At 76.5% G+C, this 18,230-nt stretch carries 17 protein-coding genes; 8 read left to right on the forward strand and 9 right to left on the reverse strand.

Translation table 11 applies throughout. The features are described from left to right. Positions 1-4: 4 nt before the first annotated feature. Positions 5-628, reverse strand: a complete 624-nt coding sequence (locus ACH443_RS20270) for a uridine kinase (protein ID WP_430591343.1) — start codon at positions 626-628, stop codon at positions 5-7. A 122-nt stretch (positions 629-750) separates the two neighbouring features. Next, positions 751-1,095, reverse strand: coding sequence for a TraR/DksA family transcriptional regulator (locus ACH443_RS20275; protein WP_430591344.1), 345 nt, complete (start codon positions 1,093-1,095; stop codon positions 751-753). A gap of 131 nt (positions 1,096-1,226) precedes the next feature. On the opposite strand from ACH443_RS20275, the gene ACH443_RS20280 reads away from it, so the two are divergent. After that, positions 1,227-2,909: a glycerophosphodiester phosphodiesterase family protein gene (locus ACH443_RS20280; protein ID WP_430591345.1), complete on the forward strand. Its 1,683-nt coding sequence runs from the start codon at positions 1,227-1,229 to the stop codon at positions 2,907-2,909. 39 nt (positions 2,910-2,948) lie between these two features. Here ACH443_RS20280 and ACH443_RS20285 read toward each other — a convergent pair whose 3' ends face one another. Both ACH443_RS20285 and ACH443_RS20290 read right to left on the reverse strand, forming a co-directional pair. After that, complete coding sequence (locus ACH443_RS20285; protein ID WP_430591346.1) at positions 2,949-4,490, reverse strand: amidohydrolase; 1,542 nt, start codon at positions 4,488-4,490, stop codon at positions 2,949-2,951. A 32-nt stretch (positions 4,491-4,522) separates the two neighbouring features. Further along, positions 4,523-5,008 carry a heme-degrading domain-containing protein gene (locus ACH443_RS20290; protein ID WP_429765451.1) on the reverse strand — a complete coding sequence of 162 codons (486 nt, stop codon included), beginning with the start codon at positions 5,006-5,008 and terminating at the stop codon, positions 4,523-4,525. 95 nt (positions 5,009-5,103) lie between these two features. Between ACH443_RS20290 and ACH443_RS20295 the strand changes: the two genes are divergently transcribed. Beyond that, on the forward strand, positions 5,104-6,096 hold the full coding sequence (locus ACH443_RS20295) for a hypothetical protein (protein ID WP_430591347.1): 993 nt from the start codon (positions 5,104-5,106) through the stop codon (positions 6,094-6,096). Between the two features lie 39 nt (positions 6,097-6,135). Here the strand turns inward: ACH443_RS20295 and ACH443_RS20300 are convergent, their stop codons facing one another. Both ACH443_RS20300 and ACH443_RS20305 read right to left on the reverse strand, forming a co-directional pair. Continuing rightward, the gene (locus ACH443_RS20300) at positions 6,136-6,573 is read right to left on the reverse strand and encodes a hypothetical protein (protein WP_429765448.1); all 438 of its coding nucleotides are present in this window, start codon (positions 6,571-6,573) and stop codon (positions 6,136-6,138) included. Positions 6,574-6,660: 87 nt separating this feature from the next. Beyond that, on the reverse strand, positions 6,661-7,419 hold the full coding sequence (locus ACH443_RS20305) for a TipAS antibiotic-recognition domain-containing protein (RefSeq protein ID WP_430557867.1): 759 nt from the start codon (positions 7,417-7,419) through the stop codon (positions 6,661-6,663). A 107-nt stretch (positions 7,420-7,526) separates the two neighbouring features. On the opposite strand from ACH443_RS20305, the gene ACH443_RS20310 reads away from it, so the two are divergent. Further along, on the forward strand, positions 7,527-8,135 hold the full coding sequence (locus ACH443_RS20310; protein WP_430591348.1) for a PepSY domain-containing protein: 609 nt from the start codon (positions 7,527-7,529) through the stop codon (positions 8,133-8,135). 144 nt (positions 8,136-8,279) lie between these two features. Then, complete coding sequence (locus tag ACH443_RS20315; RefSeq protein ID WP_430591349.1) at positions 8,280-9,671, forward strand: pyridine nucleotide-disulfide oxidoreductase; 1,392 nt, start codon at positions 8,280-8,282, stop codon at positions 9,669-9,671. 32 nt (positions 9,672-9,703) lie between these two features. Here the strand turns inward: ACH443_RS20315 and ACH443_RS20320 are convergent, their stop codons facing one another. Then, positions 9,704-10,582, reverse strand: coding sequence for an alpha/beta fold hydrolase (locus ACH443_RS20320; RefSeq protein WP_430591350.1), 879 nt, complete (start codon positions 10,580-10,582; stop codon positions 9,704-9,706). Between the two features lie 284 nt (positions 10,583-10,866). On the opposite strand from ACH443_RS20320, the gene ACH443_RS20325 reads away from it, so the two are divergent. The 4 genes from ACH443_RS20325 to ACH443_RS20340 all read left to right on the forward strand — a co-directional run bounded on the left by ACH443_RS20325 (position 10,867) and on the right by ACH443_RS20340 (position 15,319). Beyond that, positions 10,867-11,520: a hypothetical protein gene (locus tag ACH443_RS20325; RefSeq protein WP_430591351.1), complete on the forward strand. Its 654-nt coding sequence runs from the start codon at positions 10,867-10,869 to the stop codon at positions 11,518-11,520. 159 nt (positions 11,521-11,679) lie between these two features. Further along, positions 11,680-12,003 (forward strand): hypothetical protein, encoded by a 324-nt coding sequence (locus tag ACH443_RS20330; protein WP_430591352.1) that lies wholly within the window; start codon positions 11,680-11,682, stop codon positions 12,001-12,003. After that, positions 12,000-14,387, forward strand: a complete 2,388-nt coding sequence (locus ACH443_RS20335) for a hypothetical protein (RefSeq protein ID WP_430591353.1) — start codon at positions 12,000-12,002, stop codon at positions 14,385-14,387. The genes ACH443_RS20330 and ACH443_RS20335 overlap by 4 nt, the downstream gene beginning before the upstream one ends. Next, complete coding sequence (locus tag ACH443_RS20340) at positions 14,384-15,319, forward strand: hypothetical protein (protein WP_430591354.1); 936 nt, start codon at positions 14,384-14,386, stop codon at positions 15,317-15,319. Before ACH443_RS20335 ends, ACH443_RS20340 begins: the two co-directional genes overlap by 4 nt. 143 nt (positions 15,320-15,462) lie before the next feature. On the opposite strand, the gene ACH443_RS20345 is transcribed toward ACH443_RS20340, so the two are convergent. Then, entirely contained in the window at positions 15,463-16,770 is a 1,308-nt protein-coding gene (locus tag ACH443_RS20345) for a serine hydrolase domain-containing protein (protein WP_430591355.1), read from the reverse strand. Positions 16,771-17,048: 278 nt separating this feature from the next. Continuing rightward, complete coding sequence (locus ACH443_RS20350; RefSeq protein ID WP_430591356.1) at positions 17,049-18,032, reverse strand: hypothetical protein; 984 nt, start codon at positions 18,030-18,032, stop codon at positions 17,049-17,051. Between the last annotated feature and the right edge of the window lie 198 nt (positions 18,033-18,230).

The raw sequence follows: 18,230 nt of genomic DNA on the forward strand, positions 1-18,230 counted from the left end.
CGGCTCAGCCCGGCAGCACCAGCGCGGGGCGGTCGGGGTGGTCCACCCGCACCACGACGTCGGCGCGCCGCTCGGGCTGCGCCTCGCGGCGGTAGCGCCCGTACGCGGTGAGGGTCCACGCCTCGTCGAGCGGCGTGTTCCGCGTCTCCGTCGCGGGTCGCAGCGCGAGGTGGACGGCGAGGTCGACGTCGAGCCCGCGCCCCAGCGCGAGCGACCCGTCCAGCACGACGACGGTGCCCGACGGTGCGTCCTCGTACCCGGCGCGGGTCGAGCGGCCGGTGTCCGGGTCGCGCAGGCTCGGCAGCCACCGGCCCCGCGTCACGACCGAGCGCAGCACCTCCCGGTTGAGGCCGTCGACGTCGATCCACTCCTCGAGCAGCGCGTCGGCGTCCCGGCGGCCGCGCTCGAGCCGCAACGACCGGGCCCGCAGGAAGTCCCGGACGCGCACCCGCGCGACCGGGTGCCCCGCCGTGCGCAGCGGCTCGACCAGCGCGTCCGCGAGCGCCTCCGGGTGGGTGGACGGGTGCCCGTCGACGAGCACCCGCACCGGCCAAGTGTCGTCGTGGGCGAGGACCCGCCCGACGACGTGCGTCACCACACCCTCGAGGGTCACCGGCTCCACGCGCACGCCGCCATGCTGCCAGGTCGCGCCGCGCTGCCCTTCCCCGGAGCGGCAGCTCGTGCCCGGCGCGGCAGCTCGAGCTGCCGCCGTGAGCCGGAAGTGCCGCGCCGAGCGTCGTCCGGTGCCGCTCAGCGCGCGTGCTCGACGCAGCGGGTGGCGGCGGGCCGCGCCTCCAGCCGCGCGGCGGGGATGGGCCGGCCGCACACCTCGCAGACGCCGTACGTCCCGGCGGCGACGCGGTCGAGCGCGGCGAGGAGCTGGTCCCGCTCGCGCTCCGCCTCGGCCGCGAGCGCTGCCGCCTGCTGCCGTTCCCACGCGAGCGTCGCGCCCTCGGGGTCGTGCTCGTCGTCGGCGTTGGAGTCGCGCGCGGACTCGACGATCCCGTCGACGGCGCGGCGCTGCGCCGCGACGCGGTCGGTCACCTCGGCGAGGCGCGCCCGCAGGCGGCCCTCGGCACCCGCACGGTCGCTCATCCCGGAAGTCTTGCACCGGCACCGGAAGTTCTCCCGACGGTCACCGACGGGCCACGCGCCCGGCCCCGGACCGGACACCCGGCCCTCCTAGCGTGCCCGGCGACCCGCCACGAACCGCCAGGAGGACCACCATGACCGCCCGCCGCCGCACGCTGCTCGCCCCACCGGGCACCCGCACCGTCTCCGCCACGCTCGCGTTCGCCGTCGCCGCCGGGGTGTCCCTCGCCTCGTTCGGCGCGACGGTCGTCGCGCCGCCCGTCGCGACCGCCGCACCGCTCGCCGCCGCTCCTCTGTCCGGCGCGCCCGGCGACATCGTCTACGCCCAGGACTTCGACGACGTCGCGGACGGCTCGCTGCCCGACGGCTGGCGGGCCGGGTCGGGCGCGTGGGCCGTCCGGGACGGCCGCCTCGTGGGCGAGCCGGCGGCGATCGGGCGCGTGACGTTCGGACCGCACCTGGAGAACTACCGCCTCGAGGCCACGGTGCGCTTCGAGGCCGTGAACAACGCGGCGCGCTGGCTCGCGCCGATCCTCGACATCGACCCCGCCGGCGGCGTGCCGTGGTGGCAGGCCGCCATGCGCTCCACGACGACGGCGAGCAACGGCATCGAGCTGGCCGAGCGCACGGCGGGGAACGCGTGGAACGTGCCCGCCACGGCGTCCGCCCCGTCGGACGCCGGCGTCGGCAAGGACGTGCGGATCGCCATCGAGGTGCAGGGCAACCACGCCACCTGGGTGTACGACGGCCAGGAGGTGCTGGAGGGCCGGATCGGCCGCACCGACGACGGCGTGCTCGGCTTCGCCGCCGACGGCGCACGCGTGAGCATCGACGACGTCGTCGTCACGGAGCTCGAGCCGAAGCCGGTCGTGAACGAGCCCGGCGACCTGCCCGTCACCGCGGCGCACCGCGGCTACTCGTCGGTCAACCCCGAGAACACGCTCGCCGCCTACGCCGCCGCCATGAAGGCGGGCGCCGAGTACGTCGAGATCGACGTGCACACCACCGCCGACGACGTCCCCGTCGTCCTGCACGACCAGACGGTCGACCGCACGACCGACGGGACGGGCGACGTCGAGTTCCTGCGGTCGCCGGACATCGGCTCCCTCGACGCGGGGTCCTGGTTCAGCCCCGCGTTCACGGGCGAGAAGGTGCCCACGTTCGCGCAGGTGCTCGACCTCATGGACACCGGCAGCTCCGACCTGCTGCTCGAGATCAAGGGGCCGGAGACCCGCGAGGAGGTGGACCGGACGGTCGACATGATCCTCGAGGCCGGCCTGGAGGACCGCGTGGTGCTGCAGTCGTTCGACGAGAAGGCGCTGGAGTACGCGTACGACCGGGCGCCGCAGATCCCGCTCGGCCTGCTGCGCGGCACTCTCGACGCCGACCCGGTCGCGACGGCGGAGCGCCTGCACGCCACGTACTACAACCCGTCCGGCGCGGCGCTGGCGACCCGGCCGTCCGTCGTCGAGGACCTCAACGCCGCCGGCGTCGGCGTCTTCGTGTGGACGGTCGACTCCCCCGCCGACTGGACCCGGTTCACCGACCTCGGCGTCGAGGGCATGATCACCAACCGCCCCGGCGCGTTCGTCGGCTGGAAGGCCGCGCAGGAGCAGGCCGACCCGGAGCCGGAGCCCGGCCCCGGCCTGCTCGCCCGCCTCGCCGCGCTCGACCTGTCCACCGGGCAGGCGCAGCAGCTGTTCTCCGCCCTCGCCCACGAGGACTGGGACCGGCTGGAGCGCGTCGTGACGAAGCACGTCGACGACGCCGAGCAGCGCGACACCCTCCTGGCGGAGATCGCCGAGCTCCGCGGCTGACCGGCTCCCGGGCCGCCCACGCCCTCTGACCGTTCGGGGTCAGAGGGCGTGGTGCGTCCAGCGGCCCGCGACGAGCGTGCCGGCGACGGAGGTGGCGCGCAGCGCGTCGGCCAGCGCCACCGGGTCGTGCGACGCCAGGTCGTGCGACGCCGGCAGCGCGAGCGGGTCGCCGTCGAGCACGGCCAGGTCGGCCGGTCCGCCGACGGCGAGGTCCAGCGGCCGGCCGTCGACGGACGCCTCGAGCGCGGCGCGCACGTCGATCCGCTGCTCCGGGTGCCAGGGCGCGCGGCCGTCACGCGACCGGGTGACGGCGGAGGCGATCGCGACCCACGGGTCGAGCGGGGCGACGGGCGCGTCCGACCCGAGGGTCAGCGGCACGCCCGCGGCACGCAGCTCCGCCAGCGGGAACGCGCGCGCGGTACGACCGGGCCACAGCTCCTCGGCGACGTCGCGGTCGTCCATCGCGTGCTCGGGCTGCACGCTCGCGGTGACGCCCAGCGCGGCGAACCGCGCCACGTCGTCGGGGCGCAGCAGCTGCGCGTGCTCGACCGACCCGCGGGCTCCGGACGCCTCGAACGCGTCGAGGGCGAGGGAGTTCGCGCGGTCGCCGATGGCGTGGATCGCGCACCGCAGGCCGGCCGCGTGCGCGCGTGCCATGAGGGGCGCGAGCTGATCGGTCGCGATGTTGAGGATGCCGTGCGCGTCCGGGCCTGCCACGCCCGCGTACTCCTCGAAGCAGAACGCCGTGAGCGTGTTGAGCGACCCGTCGCTGATCACCTTGAGCGGGCCCTGCGTCACGAGGTCCGACCCCGCGGGCTCCCCGAGCGGGTCACCGTGCCGCAGCCCGGCGCCGAGCACCGCGTCCAGGTGCTGCTCCCACACGCCGGCGCGCACGCGCAGGCCGTCCCAGCCGCCGGCCACCCGGCGTCGCCACGCGGTGAGGTTGTCCGCCACCTCGAAGTCGACGACCCCGACGACGCCGCGCGCGGCGGCTGCGCGCGCCGCGTCCACCACCAGGGCGTCCGCCACGGCGTCGTCCACCGTGACGATGCGCGGGCTGGCGGGCATCCACTCCTCCTCGCGCAGCAGGCCGGTCGGGTGCTCCGCGATGCCGAGGAAGCGCAGGCCCGCCGTCGACGCCCACGCGCTGTGCAGGTCGCCGGACAGCAGGACGACCGGCACGTCGCCGGCAACCGCGTCGAGCACCGCCGCGGTCGGGTCGTCCGGCCAGGTGGCCCACCGGAAGCCGTAGCCGACGAGCGGCGTGCCGTCGGTGGGCGGCGCCGCCCGGTCGAGGCGGTCGCGCACCAGGGCCGCGGCGTGTGCCGCGCTCGTCGCCGCCGACACGTCGAGGCGCTGGCGCACCATCGCCCACTGGGTGAGGTGCGTGTGCGCGTCCCACAGGCCGGGGACCACGGTGCGACCGTCGACGTCGACCCGCTCCGGTACCGCGCTCACCGGCACCGGGGCGGGGGCGCCCGCCGGCGTCACCGCGGCGATCCGGCCGCCGTCGAGCAGGACGTCGACGGGCCGGTCGGGCCGGTCGGCGAGGCGGGCGTTCGTCAGGAGCAGCGCGGGCACGGGGCCACCGTAGACGGCGGGCGTCGCGCCGGTCAGGCGCCGCCGGCGGCCTGCACGCGCAACGCCTCGACGACCAGCGCGTGGTCGTCCGCCTGCGCCAGACCGGACACGGTGACGACACCGACGATCCCCACGCCCTCGACCCGCACGGGGAACGCGCCGCCGTGCGCGGCGTACTCCTGCAGGGGCAGCTGCTGCAGGGTGTTGAAGTCCTGGCCGCTCGCGCGGGCGCGCAGGCCCACCAGGAACGACGACGCCCCGAACCGCTCCACGACGCGCACCTTCCGCTGCACCCACGAGTCGTTGTTGGCGGTGGTTCCCTCGCGCGCCGCGTGGAACACCTGCTGGGTCCCCTTGCGGACGTCGACCGTCACGGCCAGGCCGCGCTCGGTGGCGAGCTCGACGAGGAGGCAGCCGAGCTGCCACGCGTCGTCGTGAGTGAACCGGGTGAGCACGAGCTCGCGCTCCTGCTGCTCGACCTCGGCGACCAGGGCTGCGACATCCTCCGTGTTCCCCATGGGCACAGCGTCCCACGCCCACCCCCCTGCGCCCGGCGGGTCGTGCACGGCGCGTCCGCGAGGGCCGGCCGGCACGGGTCGGTACCGTCGCCCGGGTGACCCGACTGGTGCTCGTCCACGGCCGTGACCTCGACGGACGCGACCCGGAGTCGCTCGAGGCGGAGTGGCTCGGCGCGCTCGGCGCGGGCCTCGCGGCCGCGGGCTCCCCGCTGCGGCCGACGGACGACGACGCGTCCTTCGTCTACTACGGCGACACCCTGGAGCGGCTGGTCGACGGCGGCACACCGCCCCCGGTGACGGTGCACGCGCTGGCGGCCGACCCGGCCGCGCTCCCCCGGCTGGTGCGCGCCCTGCCGGACGGCGAGCTGCGGTTCGTGCTCGACGTCACGCGCGAGGTCCTCACGGCCGCCGGGCACCGGCCCGCCGGTCCGTCGTCGCCCGCCGGTCCGTCGCCCGCCCCACCAGCCGTCGAGGCGTCGGTCGTGGCGGAGGGGGTGGTCGGAGACGCCCTCGTCGAGGCCCTCGTCGCGACGCTGGCCCTCGTGGACCGCTACGTGCCCGGCGTCAGCGCCGCCGTCCTGCTCACGCTGACACGGGACGTGTACGCCTCTCTGCACGACGACGCCGTCCGGCGGGTGATCGACGCGGGCCTCGCCGACGCCCTGGCCGACGCGACGTCGAGCGACGAGCCCGCCGTCGTCGTCGCGCACTCGCTCGGCAGCGTCGTGGCGTACTCGGTGCTGACCGCCCGCACGGGCGGCCCGGACGTGCCGCTGCTGCTCACGCCGGGCTCGCCGCTCGGCATCCGGGCGGTCCGGGAGGCGGTGGAGTCCCGCGCGCCGCTGGCGTTCCCCGCGCGGGTGGGGCGCTGGGTGAGCCCCCGCGACCCGCGCGACCTGCTCGCGCTGCACGACCTCACACCCGACGTCTTCCCGCTCCCCGCCGGGTCGCCGACGATCGAGGCCCTGCGCGTGACCAACCGGGCCCCGGGGTTCCACGCCGCGGCCCACCGCCTCGACGACGGCGCCTGGGCGGGCTACCTGGCGCTGCCCGAGGTCGCCGGGCCGGTCGGCGCGGCGCTGACGTAGCGCTCGGTCGTCGTCGTCGCGCAGGACGACGACGAACCGCTACGTCGCGGCGCCCCGCCCGCGGTCCCGCCAGCCAGGGAGCACCCGCTCCAGCGCGTCGACGAGCTCGATCGAGCTGCCGTCCTTGCCGCCCGCGCCCAGGATCATCGGCGGGCGCTGGGGCGCGACGCGCGCGCCGCGCACCCGGTCGAGCAGAGTCAGCGGCGCGGTGAGCACGTAGAACGTGCCGTCGGACGTGACGGCGGCCGTGCGGTCGTGGCGCAGGTACCAGCCGCGCAGCGACGTGCGCGCCGTCCCCCGCCCGCCGTACCCCTTGACCTCCAGCGGCCCGGGCTCCAGCCCGGCGTCCGCCGCGGCCCGGACGAAGTCGCGCAGCAGCGCCTCCGCCTCCGTGTGCTCGGCGTCCTGCCGCGCGCGCAGACGCTCCGCCTGCACGCGTGCCGCCTCCGTGCGCTGCGCCGCCCAGTCGTCGCTCACCGGGGCATCCTCCCACCCTCGCGAGCTGTCAGAACCCTGCAGGCGTCGAGGCCGACGTGGCTCTGACAACTCGCGGGGCAGGGTGGGTCAGAGCTCGCGCTCCGCGTAGACGACGAGGGCGTCGCGCACGAACGTCGCCCCCTCGGTGCCGCCGTAGTTCTTCGCGAACCGCGGGTCGGCCACGTACATCTCCGCCAGGCCCACGACGTACTCCTTCGTCGGCCGCCCGCGGTCGGACCCCGGCGTGCCGGGGATGCCGCCGAGCCAGGCCGCGTGCCGGGCGGCGAGCGCCTGCGCCTCGTCGGACGTCGGGTCGACGCCGCGGCGGGCCGCCTCGCCCCAGGAGTCGGCGAGCTCCTTCGTGCGCGCCTGCCACTCCTTCTGCTTCTCTGCCCCGAGCCCGCGCCACCACGCGTCGCTCTTCGCGTACGCGTCCCCGCCCCAGCGCTCGGTCACCTCCTCCTCGTGCTGCGTGTGGTCGAAGCCGTCGAGCATGTCCTCGGCCATGAGCTGTTCTCCCTTCTCGATCGCGGTCACGGTCCGTTCCACCGACGCGATCCGCCTGGTCAGCCGGTCCTGCTCGGCGCGCAGCTGGTCGAGGTGCCGGCGCAGCGCGCGGGCCTCGTCCGCCTGCTCGTCGAGCACCCGGCCGATGTCGGTCAGCGGCAGGCCCAGGTCGCGCAGCAGCAGGATGCGCTGCAGGCGCCGGACCGCGGCGTCGTCGTAGTGGCGCAGCCCGCCGGTGCCGGTGCCCGACGGCGGCAGCAGACCGATCTGGTCGTAGTGCCGCAGGGTGCGGCTGCTGACTCCCGCGAGCCGGGCGACGTCCTGGATGGAACGGGTCATGACGTCGACGGTAGAGGTTGACGCCACGTCAACCGCAAGGCGGCAGATGAGGACCTTCTCCTCCGCATCTCATGCGGGGGTCACCGACCGCCCGGAGGATCGTCGTCATGAGCAACCGCACCGCACGCCGCCTCGCCGTCCCCGCCGCGCTCGCCCTGGCGCTCGGCCTCACCCTCACCGCCTGCGCCGACGACGACGGCGGTGCCCCCGCCGACGCGCCCGCGACCTCCGCCGCCGAGGACACCGCGACCGACGAGGGCGCGACCGACGACATCACGTCCCCGAGCGCGTCCGCCGCGCCGGAGCACCGCACGGCCGCCGGGCTGCTGGCGATCGCCACCGCGGAGAGGAAGGCGGGCGGCACCGCCTACGCCATCGACGACCCGGACCGCGACAACACCTGGGAGGTCGACGTCGCCACCGGCACGATCAGCGTCGAGGTCGAGGTCAGCGCCGACGGCACCGAGGTGGTCCGGACCCAGGAGGACGACCTCGACGCCGACGACCGCCGCGCGCTGGCCGACGCGACTGTCTCGATCACCCAGGCGATCGAGCGCACGGTCGCGAGGTCCGCCGGCGACCTCGACGACGCGGAGCTCGACGAGGAAGACGGCCGCTACCACTGGTCGGTCACGGTGCTGGTGGACGGCGTCGAGACCGACTACCGCGTCGGCACCCAGGACGGGAAGGTCGTCCAGGAGCGCGGCGACGACTGACCCGCCGACCGACCTCCGCACCGCCTGTCGCTCGGCCCGTCGCACGGCCCGGGCGGGCGTCGCCCCGGGCACCCTCAATCACCCCCGGCGCCCGTTGACCACCCGTGACGCCGGTGGGTCACTGGAGTCATGGCCACTGGAGCGATGGCCCGTTCGATCGACACCGACTACCTGGTCGTCGGCGCCGGGGCGGCCGGGATGGCGTTCGTCGACGCGATCGTCGACCACGACCCGACCGCGCACGCGACGCTCGTCGACCGGCGCACGGCCGCGGGCGGTCACTGGCTGGACGCGTACCCCTTCGTGCGCCTGCACCAGGCGTCGCAGTTCTACGGGGTCGCGTCCACCCGCCTGGGCTCCGGACGCGTCCAGGAGTCGGGTCCTGAGCGGGGGATGCACGAGCGCGCCACCGGCCCCGAGATCTGCGCCTACTTCGCCGGGGTGCTCGAGGAGCGCCTGCTGCCGACGGGGCGCGTCGAGCTGCTCCGCGGCGTCGAGTATCGCGACGGCCTGCTCGTCGACCTCGCGTCGGGGGACGTCGTCGAGACGCGTGTGCGCCGGCGGGTGGTGGACGCCCGCTACCTCGCCCCGTCCATCCCCGCCGTCGGCCCGCCGCCGTTCGACGTCGACGACGACGCCCGCGTCGTCCCCGCGGGCGCGCTGCCCGACGTCGCGGACGCCGCCGCGTACGTCGTCGTCGGGTCGGGCAAGACGGCGACCGACGCCGTGGTGTGGCTGCTCGGGCGCGGCGTGGACCCGGACGCGATCCAGTGGGTGCGGCCGCGGGACCCGTGGATGCTCGACCGCGCCGCGGTGCAGCCCGACCCGGCCGTCTTCCTGGGCATGGCGGGGACCCTCATGGCCGCGGCCTGCGACGCCTCGTCCGCCGACGAGCTCTTCCTGCGCCTCGAGGACGCCGACGTGATGACGCGCATCGACCCGGCGGTGATGCCGACCATGGCCCGCACGCCGACGCTCGGGCGCTGGGAGCTCGAGCTGTTGCGGTCGGTGACCCGCGTGGTCCGCGACGGGCACCTGCGCCGCGTCGAGGCCCGGCGGCTGGTGCTCGACGGCGGCGAGGTCGCGGTGCCGCACGGCGCGGTCGTCGTGCACTGCGCGTCGTACGGCCTGCACGTGCGCCCGGCGCTGCCCATCTGGGGCGAGCGGATCACGCTGCAGTCGGTGCGGGCGGGGTTCCCACCCTTCTGCGCGGCGCTGGTCGGCTACGTGGAGGGCACCCGACATAACCGACCGGATGCCGAGAAGAACGCCCTCTGCCCGCCGACGCCCTACTGGAGCACGCCCGCCGACTGGGCGGCCATGCAGGGCCGCGGCGCGCGGGCGGCGGCGACGTTCATGGCGGACCCGGACGTCGCCGTCTGGGCGCACTCCGTGCTGCTCAACCCCGCCCGCGTGCCGCCCGAGGAGTCCGCACGACCCGAGGTCCGCGCCGCCGTCGAGCGGTACCTCGAGTACGCCCCCGCGGGCATCGCCGGGCTGGAACGGATCGGACGGGACGCCGGGGTGCGGGTCTGACGGGTCTCGCGGGTCCGACGGCGCGCTCGCCCTCAGCCGGCGAGCACCTCCCGCAGCCGGGCCGCGAAGGCCGCCGGGTCGTTGCCCGGCGACCACTCGTTGGACGCGAAGCCGCCGTGGTCGCCGGGGAAGAGGACGGCGTCGAGGCCGAGCGCCGCGGCCAGCGCCTCGCCCCCGCGGCGCGGCATCGTGCCGGGCCCCTGCTCGCCGACGGCGGGCACCAGCCGCACGGTGGTGCGACGCAGAGCGTCGAGGTCGGGCTCGAACCAGGGCAGGGCCTTCATGTTCCCGTTCAGCAGCAGGTCGTCGCGGGAGCCGTCGTCCGCGGTGGGCAGGCCGAACGCCGCCGGGTCCGGGGCGGGCTGCGCCAGGTAGTCCTCGGTGAGCGGCGCGTCCTGCATGGAGACCTGGATGAACTTCGCCATGGCGGGGCCGAACCCGTCCCGCTGGTACGTCTCGACGATGTCCTGGGTGACCCGGCGCTGTACGTCGCGGTCCTCCAGGAGCGCCCACAGCGGGGGCTCGTGCGCGACGACGGTGCCGAGCTCGCCGGGGTGGTCCACGATCCACGGCAGCACGTCGACGGCGCCGCCGCTGGACGCGAACACGTCGACGGGCCCGTCCCCGATCAGCGGGCGGGCGGCGGCCACCACACGGTGGAAGTCGTCGGCGTGGAGCTCCACCGAGACCTCGCCGTCGGGGGCGAGCGTGCTCCGCTCCGTACCGCGCGGGTCGTACGTGACGACGGCGCGGTCGTCGAGGTGGCCCGCGAGCTGGACGAACCCCGACGCCGCCATCGGCGAGCCGAGCAGGAACAGCGGTGGGTGCCCGCCGGGGGCGTCGGGGAGTCGGACGTCGTAGGTGAGGACCGCGCCGGGCACGTCCACGGTGAAGGTCTGCTGAGAGCTCATGGGCATGCCTCCGTCGGCATCGAGGGACGCGGCGATCGTGCCGCACCCCTCTGACACGCGCGCGGCGGGAAACTCATCGGCCCCCTTGTCAGCGACCTGCGTCGTCCGCCTGCCTGCCCTGCTCATCCCGCAGGACAGGACGGCGGCGCGAGCTGCCAGGGCTTGGAGGCTGCCCCCAGGATCGCGCCGTCCACAAGTGCGCGACCGGCGCCTGCCCGCGGCAGCGGCGCGCCGCAGGCTCGGTCCCGGACGCCCGTCCCGCACCCGGAGCCCGAGGAGCCCGAATGCCCGTCGCGACCACACCGCCGCCCCCGCCGCCGGTACCCCGGCCTGCGCGGTTCGTCCCGCCCGAGCTCGTCGACCTGCGGTCCGCCTGGAGGCGCGAGCGCGAGCTCGCGTCCCACGAGGACCACGCGCACCACGGCACCCTCGGCGGGCCGTGTGCGGGCCGCCACGGGTGGTTGCACGACGACGGGCTCGACGTACTGCTCGAGCCTGTGCTCACCGGCTCGACCACGCCGGGGTTCTACCCGTTCGTCGCGCTCGACGAGCGCACCGCCGCCGGCCTGCTGGAGCGGCTCGACGAGGTGGAGCTCGCGACCCAGCGGCAGAACCTCGGCCCCTCGCTCGGCGCCGTGCTGCGGGCCGTCGTGCGGCACCCCGGCCGGGTCCGTGCGCAGGGGTACGTCGTCGGGCCGCTGCGCTGCGACGAACGGATCACGGTGACGGGGGTGCTGCTCCGGCCGGGCCGGGACGTACGGCTCGAGCCGCGCGTGCCGGAGGACGACGGCGCCGACGTCCTGCGCGCCCTCGCCGGGCTGGGCATCGACGACATGCACGCACCCCCGGACGAGGTCGGGCCCTGGCGGGGGCGACGGCCGGACGACGGAGCGCCTGCGGCGACGGACGAGCCGTGGTTCCGCGCCTGGTGGGACTGACCGTCGGGCGGGCGGGGCCGTGCCGTGGCGGCGAGCCGCGCGCCTCCCGGACCGACCCTGTGGATAACCCCGGGGCGGCCGGGCCCGTCGTCGTTAGCGTCGTCCCCGCGCCACGGCGCAGGCAGGGACGACCCGACGACGGACCAGGACAGGGACGGGATGACGCAGCTCGACCTCGAGACCACGACCCTCGCCGCGGCGGGCACCGACGTGCGCGGTGCCGCGCTGGCGCTCCACGACGTGTCCAGCGGCGTGCTGGTCGCGGCGGCGGCACCTGCCGCGACCGGCGACGCCGGACTGGGGGCCGCCCTGCAGGACCTGGCCGCGGCCTGGCGGACCGCCCACGAGGCCCTCGGGGACGAGCTCGGGGCGCTCGCTGCCGGGCTCTCCCGTGCCTCCGAGGTCTTCGAGGGCGCGGAGCGCGCGACGACGCACGCCCTGGCCGCGCTGCTCGGCGGACCCCGCCCGGGAGACGACGCATGACGCCCGTCGGCCGGGAGGGCGACGGGCCTGGAGGTCGGCCGGCGCCGCCGGCCGGCGAGCTCTGCCCGCTCCCCGGGAGCCCGCCCGCCCTGGTCGACGCCGCCACCGCCGCGGGTCGCGCCGCTGCCGGTCTCGAGGACGCGCGCGCCCGCCTGCTGCGGGTGCGATCGGCGCTCGACGGCCAGCGCAGCACGGCCGTCGAGCGGGCGCGCGAGCGGGTCACGGCAGCGGGCGACGCCGCCCGGACGAGCGGCGGCCTGCTCGAGGCGGCGGCCGCCACCCTGCGGCGCCACGCCGCGGTCCTCGGCGACGCACAGGCAGCGGCGCAGCGGGCGCTCGCCTTCCGTGCGGACGCGCTCGGCCGGGAGGCCCGGTGGCAGGCGGAGGCGGACGAGGCGCGTCGTTCCACGTGGAACATCGCGGCGGGCGTCGCCGCGCCGGGCGCCGAAGGTTCGGTCCCTGTGGTCTCGAGTCCTGCGGTCTCGGGCACGGCGGTCTCGGGTGCTGCATGGTCGGGGGCGGCCTGGTCGGGCGCGGCGTGGTCCGGCCCGCCGGCGCTGCCCGGCGATCCGGCGCACGCGCACCTGCGGCTCGCCGCTGCCGAGCGGGAGCTGGCGGCGGCGCGCGCGGACGTCGCGGCGGCGGAGGCACGCTGGCGCGCGGCCCGGGAGACGAAGGACGAGGCGTCGCGGCGGGCGGCTGCCGCGCTGGCGTCGCTCGCCGACGTCCGCGCGGTCCGCGCGATCACGGCGGCCGGTGCGGAACCGGCCGGCTTCCAGGCCTCCGGCGACGCCGCGCGGTCGGTCGTCGCGCTGCTGCCGCGGGCCACGTCCGGCGGGGACGCCGCGGCACGACGCGCCGTGCGCGAGGACCTCCGACACGTCCTGACCGCGCACGCCGACGACCCTGCGTTCTGGGCCGTCTTCTGGGACGACGCCTCCCCCGCGCAGCTCTACGAGGCTCTGATCCCCCGCGGGCCGGGAGCCGCCGACGTCCCCGCCGCGCTCGGGGGCGGCCTCGGCCAGGCGCTGGACGGCGAGCTGGCTCGGGCGCTCGGCGAGGGCATCGGCCTGTGGGCGCAGACGGCGTCGCCCGAGGAGCAGGGCGACCTGGGGCGCCTGGTCGTCGGCGACGTCGCGGCCGGCGCGGGCTCGCCACTCACGCCGGCCGGCAGGGCGGAGGTCGCCGCCGCCCTGCTCCCCGCGTCGCTGCCGGCGGCCGTCCACGCCGGGGCCGACGACGCGCTCGACGCCTGGTGGAGCGAGCGTGCGCCCTTCGACGGGTCGTTCACCGTCCTGGCGCCGGTGGTCGTCGCGGTCGCCGCGGGCCTCGCCGCACACCCGCGGCTGGCGTTCGACCGGCTCGCGCCCGCCGACGCGGGGCGCGTCGGCCCGTCGGCGTCGCGATGGCTCGGCAGCGTGCCCCGCACCGGGTGGCCCGACGGCGGCCGCGCCGTCGCGCGCGCCTTCGCCACCGCCGTCGACGTCGGGACGGCATCCCCCGACCGCGGCGACCAGGCGCGCGCGGCGCTCCTCGTCTCGCACGCGACGGAGGCGTTGCCGGTCGGCCTGCTCCGGACCCCGGGGCTGGCCGACGACGCGGCCGGGTCCGTCGCGCTCGCCTACGAGCCCTACGTCCCGGTCATCGGTGACGTCTCGCAGGCGCAGAGCCCCACGTCCGGCAAGGCCGGCGTCGAACCGGTCCCCGCGCCCGGGGTCGACCTCGACGCCGAGGTGGCGCCCGACCTCGGCGGCCGTGTCCCGCTCGTCGTGCAGCCCGAGCTCGACGCCTTCGCCCTCCGCGACGTGATCGGGGCGACGTCCCGCACGCCGGGCGCGGCGGCGGCCTGGCTCGGGGTGACGGACCGCTACTCGGAGTGGGTCCTCGAGCAGGCCACCTCGGAGGGCTTCGACGTGGACACGGGGCCCCGTGTCCCCCTGGTCCAGGAAGCCCTGTCCGACATCGGCGCCCTGACGGGCGGGATGCAGGCCGAGACCATCGACACGGCCCGGGCCCAGGTGGACACCCGCGAGACCGTGCTCGCCCTCGCCGGCACGGGCGTCGGCTACCTCAGGTTCGGCAGCAGGGTCGTGACGGAGGCCGTGGGGCTGGCGAGCGGGCCGGCGCTGTCGCTCTTCGACCCCGAGGCCCCGCTCGACGACGCCCGGGAGCGGATCTGGTCCACCGAGCACGGGCTGATCGACCGGTACGCCACCGACCTGTACGACGGCGTGATCCAGCACGACCTCGGCCTCGGGCTGACCCCCGACGCAGCCGCGGAGCGCAGCTCCGGGCTCAAGCCGGACGGCAACGGCTCCGCTCCCGCCACGCTGTTCGACGCCCCCTTCGACCACCTGTCCGATCCCGCGGAGGACGACCGATGAGCACCGCGATGCGCCGCGTCCTCGCCAACCCCAGCGTGACCCCGCTCTTGGTCGTCACCCTCGTGGTGACGGGGCTGTTCCTCTGGTACCACCTCGGCCGGGACGCGTGGAGGGACTGGCAGCGCGACCGGGCGATCGCCGAGGCCGCCCGCTGGAGCCCGGAGCCGTGGGGGCTCACCGCGGACGAGTTCCCCGGTCACGACGCGACCGCGCTGCCGGTGGACACGTCGCGGATGACGACGAGGCGGCAGCCGGGGTGGAGCGTCTCGGCGGTCATGCACGACCCGCTCGGGCCGCTGTTCGCCGGCGACCTCGCCGGCGTCCGGTTCGCGACCACGGGCGACCGGGTGCTCCCCTGGACGGACCGCGAGGACGGCCTCTACCCGGTGGACGCCACCTCCGGCGTCGACGTGGACGGCGTCCAGGTGATCACGTTCGTCACCGTCTCCCCGGACGGCCCGTACACGCTCGCGGACCAGGGCAGCACGGTGTGGCAGCTGCAGTACGAGGCGGAGAGCGCCGCCGAGCACGGGCTCCACGACGACTCGCTGGTCTGGAACCCGGGCGGCACGGTGCGGTCCGTCCAGTACGTCGGCCGGCTGCCCGACCCCGCCGAGCGGTACCGCATCGAGCTCGACGAGCTCGGGCCGGTCGGCCTCACCACCCAGCAGCGCGGCGCGGACGGCGAGGAGTTCCGCACCACGTCCCTCGCCACGGTCGCGGAGGGGGCGCTGGTGTCGGTCGGTGTGCTCGTGCCCGACGGCGTGGACCTCCCCGCCGACCTCGAGCCGGCGGTGCTGCTGGAGCGGCTGGCGGACGAGGTGCGCGCGGACCCGCCGTCGTTCCCCGCCACGGACGGGACGACCTCGGGCGCTCAGGCCGAGTCGCGCACCACGAGGGAGGTGGGCAGCGTGATCGCGGCGGGCTCCTGACCGTCGACGACCTCCAGCAGCAGCCGCACCATCTCGGCGCTGATGCGCTCGGACGGTACCCGCCACGCCCGAGGGCCAGGCGGCGGCGTTCCGCGCGGTGCAGGACACGGTCGCCGCCGACTGACCGACCGGGGGACGGCCCGTCAGCAGGTGGCGAGCAGCGCGGGCACCAGCGCCGTGCTGAGGTCGGACCCCAGCGACGTCAGGTCACGGCCGGTGAGGGCCACGGTCACCTGGCGCTCGGCGTCCGGCGACGTCAGCGTGACGCTGAGCGTGCCGAACGACGCGCCGTCGTGCCCGTACAGCCACGCGCCCTCCTCGCACGGGTCGGGCAGGCGGTACACGCCGAGGCCGTAGTCGGGCAGCGTCTGGCTGCCGACGGTGCGCGGCACGAGGACGTCCGTCACGGTCTCCGGCTCGAGCAGGTCGCCCGTCACCAGCGCCTCGGTGAACCGCTGCAGGTCTGCCGTGGTGCTGGTGACGGCGCCGGCCGAGCCGAACAGGCTGGGGTCGAAGCCGTCGAGCCCGTACCACCCGGCACCGAGGTCACCGGTGTACGCGGCCTCGCGGAGGAACGGGCCGCGGTAGCCCGGGTCGTCGGGGTACGCGGAGTGCCGCATCCCGGCAGGCTTGAACACGCGCTTCTCGAGGAGCCGCTCGACGTCCTGCCCGGTGGCGTGCTCGAGCGCGAGGCCCAGCAGCACGTAGCCGGCGTTCGAGTACGAGGCGTCGGTGCCGGGCTCGAACAGCCACGGCTGGTCGTCCATCGCGGCGAGGTGGTCCGCCGTCGTGTACTCCTCGCCGAGGACGGCGAAGAACTCGTCGTAGTCCTCCGGGTCGGTCATCCGGCTCGCGGCGAGCGCGCTGAGGTGGTCCGGCAGGCCCGAGCGGTGCGTGAGCAGCAGCTCGAGCGTGACGTCGTCCTCGATGGCGTCGGGGACGACGGCGGCCGCCTCGGGCACGACGTCGACCACCGGGGTGTCGAGCGTCCACGTGCCCCGCTCGACCTCCTGCAGCACGAGCGTCGAGACCATCATCTTGGTGTTGCTCGCCGCGCGGAACCGGTCCTGCGACCGCGCCGGGCCGTGCCCGTCCAGACGCCGCGTGCCGTCGGCGCCGCTCCAGTGCAGGCCCGGGGCGTCGACTCGCCCGACCACCCCGATCGGGACGCCCGCCGCCGTGTCCGCGAGCGCCTGGTCGAGCGCGTCCGTCACGGCGTCGTCCCCGCCCGACGTCCCGCTCGGCGCGCTGAACGGGCGGGCGCTCGCCCGTCGCTCCGCCTCCGCGACGGCGGCGGCGACCGCCCGCGCGCCGGACGAGCGGTCCTCGTCGAGCGCGGCCGGCGGCGACGTCGGCGACGGAGGCTCAGGCAGCTCGTCCGCACCGGCGGGCACAGCGCCGAGGCCCAGTGCGAGCGCGGCGGCGGTCGTGACGGTCAGGGGCGTGCGCATGCGACGACGCATGGTGTCTCCTTCGTCCTGGGTGTGTCGGTGCTCCCACCCTCGCAGGGCGACCGCCCGGGCGGATCCGTCGGGCGACGGAGATCCGCCGTCGTCGACCTCCACCGTCCGCCGGACGCCGGGGTAGCACGCAAGGCGGCGAGGTAGTACGGGACCTGCCGAGGTAGTACGCCGAACGGCGAGGTAGTACTACCTCGGCACGTTCGGCACTACCTCGCCCGGTTCAGTACTACCTCGCCCGGTTCAGTACTACCTCGCCCGGTTCGGTACTACCTCGGCGTCCGGGGTACTACCTCGGCGAGGCGGGCGGCGGCCTCGTCGCGGCGGCGGGTGGCGTCGGCGAGGGTGCGCTCGGCGCGCTGTCGGGCGACGACGGCGCCGCGCAGCTCGGCGTCGACGGTCGCGGCCTCCTCCTCCAGCTCGGCGAGGCGGCGGCGGACGGCGTCGCGCTCGGCGTCGGTGCGGCGCGCGATCCCCTCGATGCGGCCGACCTCCGCGGCGGCGGCGCTGCCGGCGTCGCGCGCGGCGGCGACGTCGTCCTCCGCGTCGGCGAGCGCCTGCTCCGCCTCCTGCCGGGCCGCCTCCCGCGCGGCCTGCTCCTCGGCCGCCGCGTCGTCGTCCTTCCGTGACGCGGCCCGACGGCGGCCGCCGCGCGCCCCGCCCGGCAGGTCCGGCACGGCGTGCAGGTGCCGCGACGGCGCGCCGTCGTCGTCGACGGGCGCGATGCCGAGCGCGTCGGGGACAGCGACGGCGGACGCGACGTCGGCCCGCCCGATGCCGGTGGCCTGCAGCGGCCCGACCAGCAGCCCGCTGCGGACGGCGCGGCCGGCGTCGGCGTCGATCATCGCGGCGGTGAGCGTGGCTTCCACCTGCGCCAGGACGGCGCCGGACACGGACGCCCCGGCCTCGACGGCGAGGGAGCGTGCCCGCTCCGCGACCGCGGCGACGAGCTGCCGCCGCTGCCGCGTGAGCTCGCGCAGACGCTTGCCGTCGAGGTCGTCCTGCGCCTCGCGGAACGCGGCGCCGAGCTCGACCACCTGCTCCACCTGGTCGGCGTCGGCGCGCGCGAGGAGGTTGACCACCCACGCCGCCGTCGACGGCTTGCGCAGCCGCTTCACCCGGTCGGCAGCCTCGTCCTCGCCGTCGTCGCGCAGGGCGGCGGCGCGGGCGGCGCGCGCGGGGACGAACGCCGCCGGCTCGAGGCCGTAGAGCTCCCCGGCGACGTCGGTCAGCAGCTCCGCCAGCGTGGGCACCCTCCGAGAATCCGGAACGCAGCACGCCACCGCAACCCCACCCGCGCGAGCTGTCAGGATCTGGGGCAGGTTCCCGTGCACGTGGCCCTGACAACCGGACGCGCGGCGGGTTCAAGCGGTCGTCGCAACACCTGATCTGGTGAGGGGTGTTGGGATGGGTGACGGGACGAAGGTCGTGCGGAGTGTGGAGCGCGCGTT

This window comes from Isoptericola sp. NPDC019571, from assembly GCF_044389385.1.
GTDB classification, from domain to species: Bacteria; Actinomycetota; Actinomycetes; order Actinomycetales; family Cellulomonadaceae; genus Isoptericola; species Isoptericola nanjingensis.

Coding starts and splice junctions, on each gene's coding strand:
- ACH443_RS20340 (WP_430591354.1), top strand. CDS start 14,384: ATGAGCACCGCGATGCGCCGCGTCCTCGCCAACCCCAGCGTGACCCCG.
- ACH443_RS20290 (WP_429765451.1), bottom strand. CDS start 5,008: ATGGGGAACACGGAGGATGTCGCAGCCCTGGTCGCCGAGGTCGAGCAG.
- ACH443_RS20280 (WP_430591345.1), top strand. CDS start 1,227: ATGACCGCCCGCCGCCGCACGCTGCTCGCCCCACCGGGCACCCGCACC.
- ACH443_RS20335 (WP_430591353.1), top strand. CDS start 12,000: ATGACGCCCGTCGGCCGGGAGGGCGACGGGCCTGGAGGTCGGCCGGCG.
- ACH443_RS20330 (WP_430591352.1), top strand. CDS start 11,680: ATGACGCAGCTCGACCTCGAGACCACGACCCTCGCCGCGGCGGGCACC.
- ACH443_RS20305 (WP_430557867.1), bottom strand. CDS start 7,419: ATGACCCGTTCCATCCAGGACGTCGCCCGGCTCGCGGGAGTCAGCAGC.
- ACH443_RS20310 (WP_430591348.1), top strand. CDS start 7,527: ATGAGCAACCGCACCGCACGCCGCCTCGCCGTCCCCGCCGCGCTCGCC.
- ACH443_RS20275 (WP_430591344.1), bottom strand. CDS start 1,095: ATGAGCGACCGTGCGGGTGCCGAGGGCCGCCTGCGGGCGCGCCTCGCC.
- ACH443_RS20345 (WP_430591355.1), bottom strand. CDS start 16,770: ATGCGCACGCCCCTGACCGTCACGACCGCCGCCGCGCTCGCACTGGGC.
- ACH443_RS20325 (WP_430591351.1), top strand. CDS start 10,867: ATGCCCGTCGCGACCACACCGCCGCCCCCGCCGCCGGTACCCCGGCCT.
- ACH443_RS20320 (WP_430591350.1), bottom strand. CDS start 10,582: ATGAGCTCTCAGCAGACCTTCACCGTGGACGTGCCCGGCGCGGTCCTC.
- ACH443_RS20315 (WP_430591349.1), top strand. CDS start 8,280: ATGGCCCGTTCGATCGACACCGACTACCTGGTCGTCGGCGCCGGGGCG.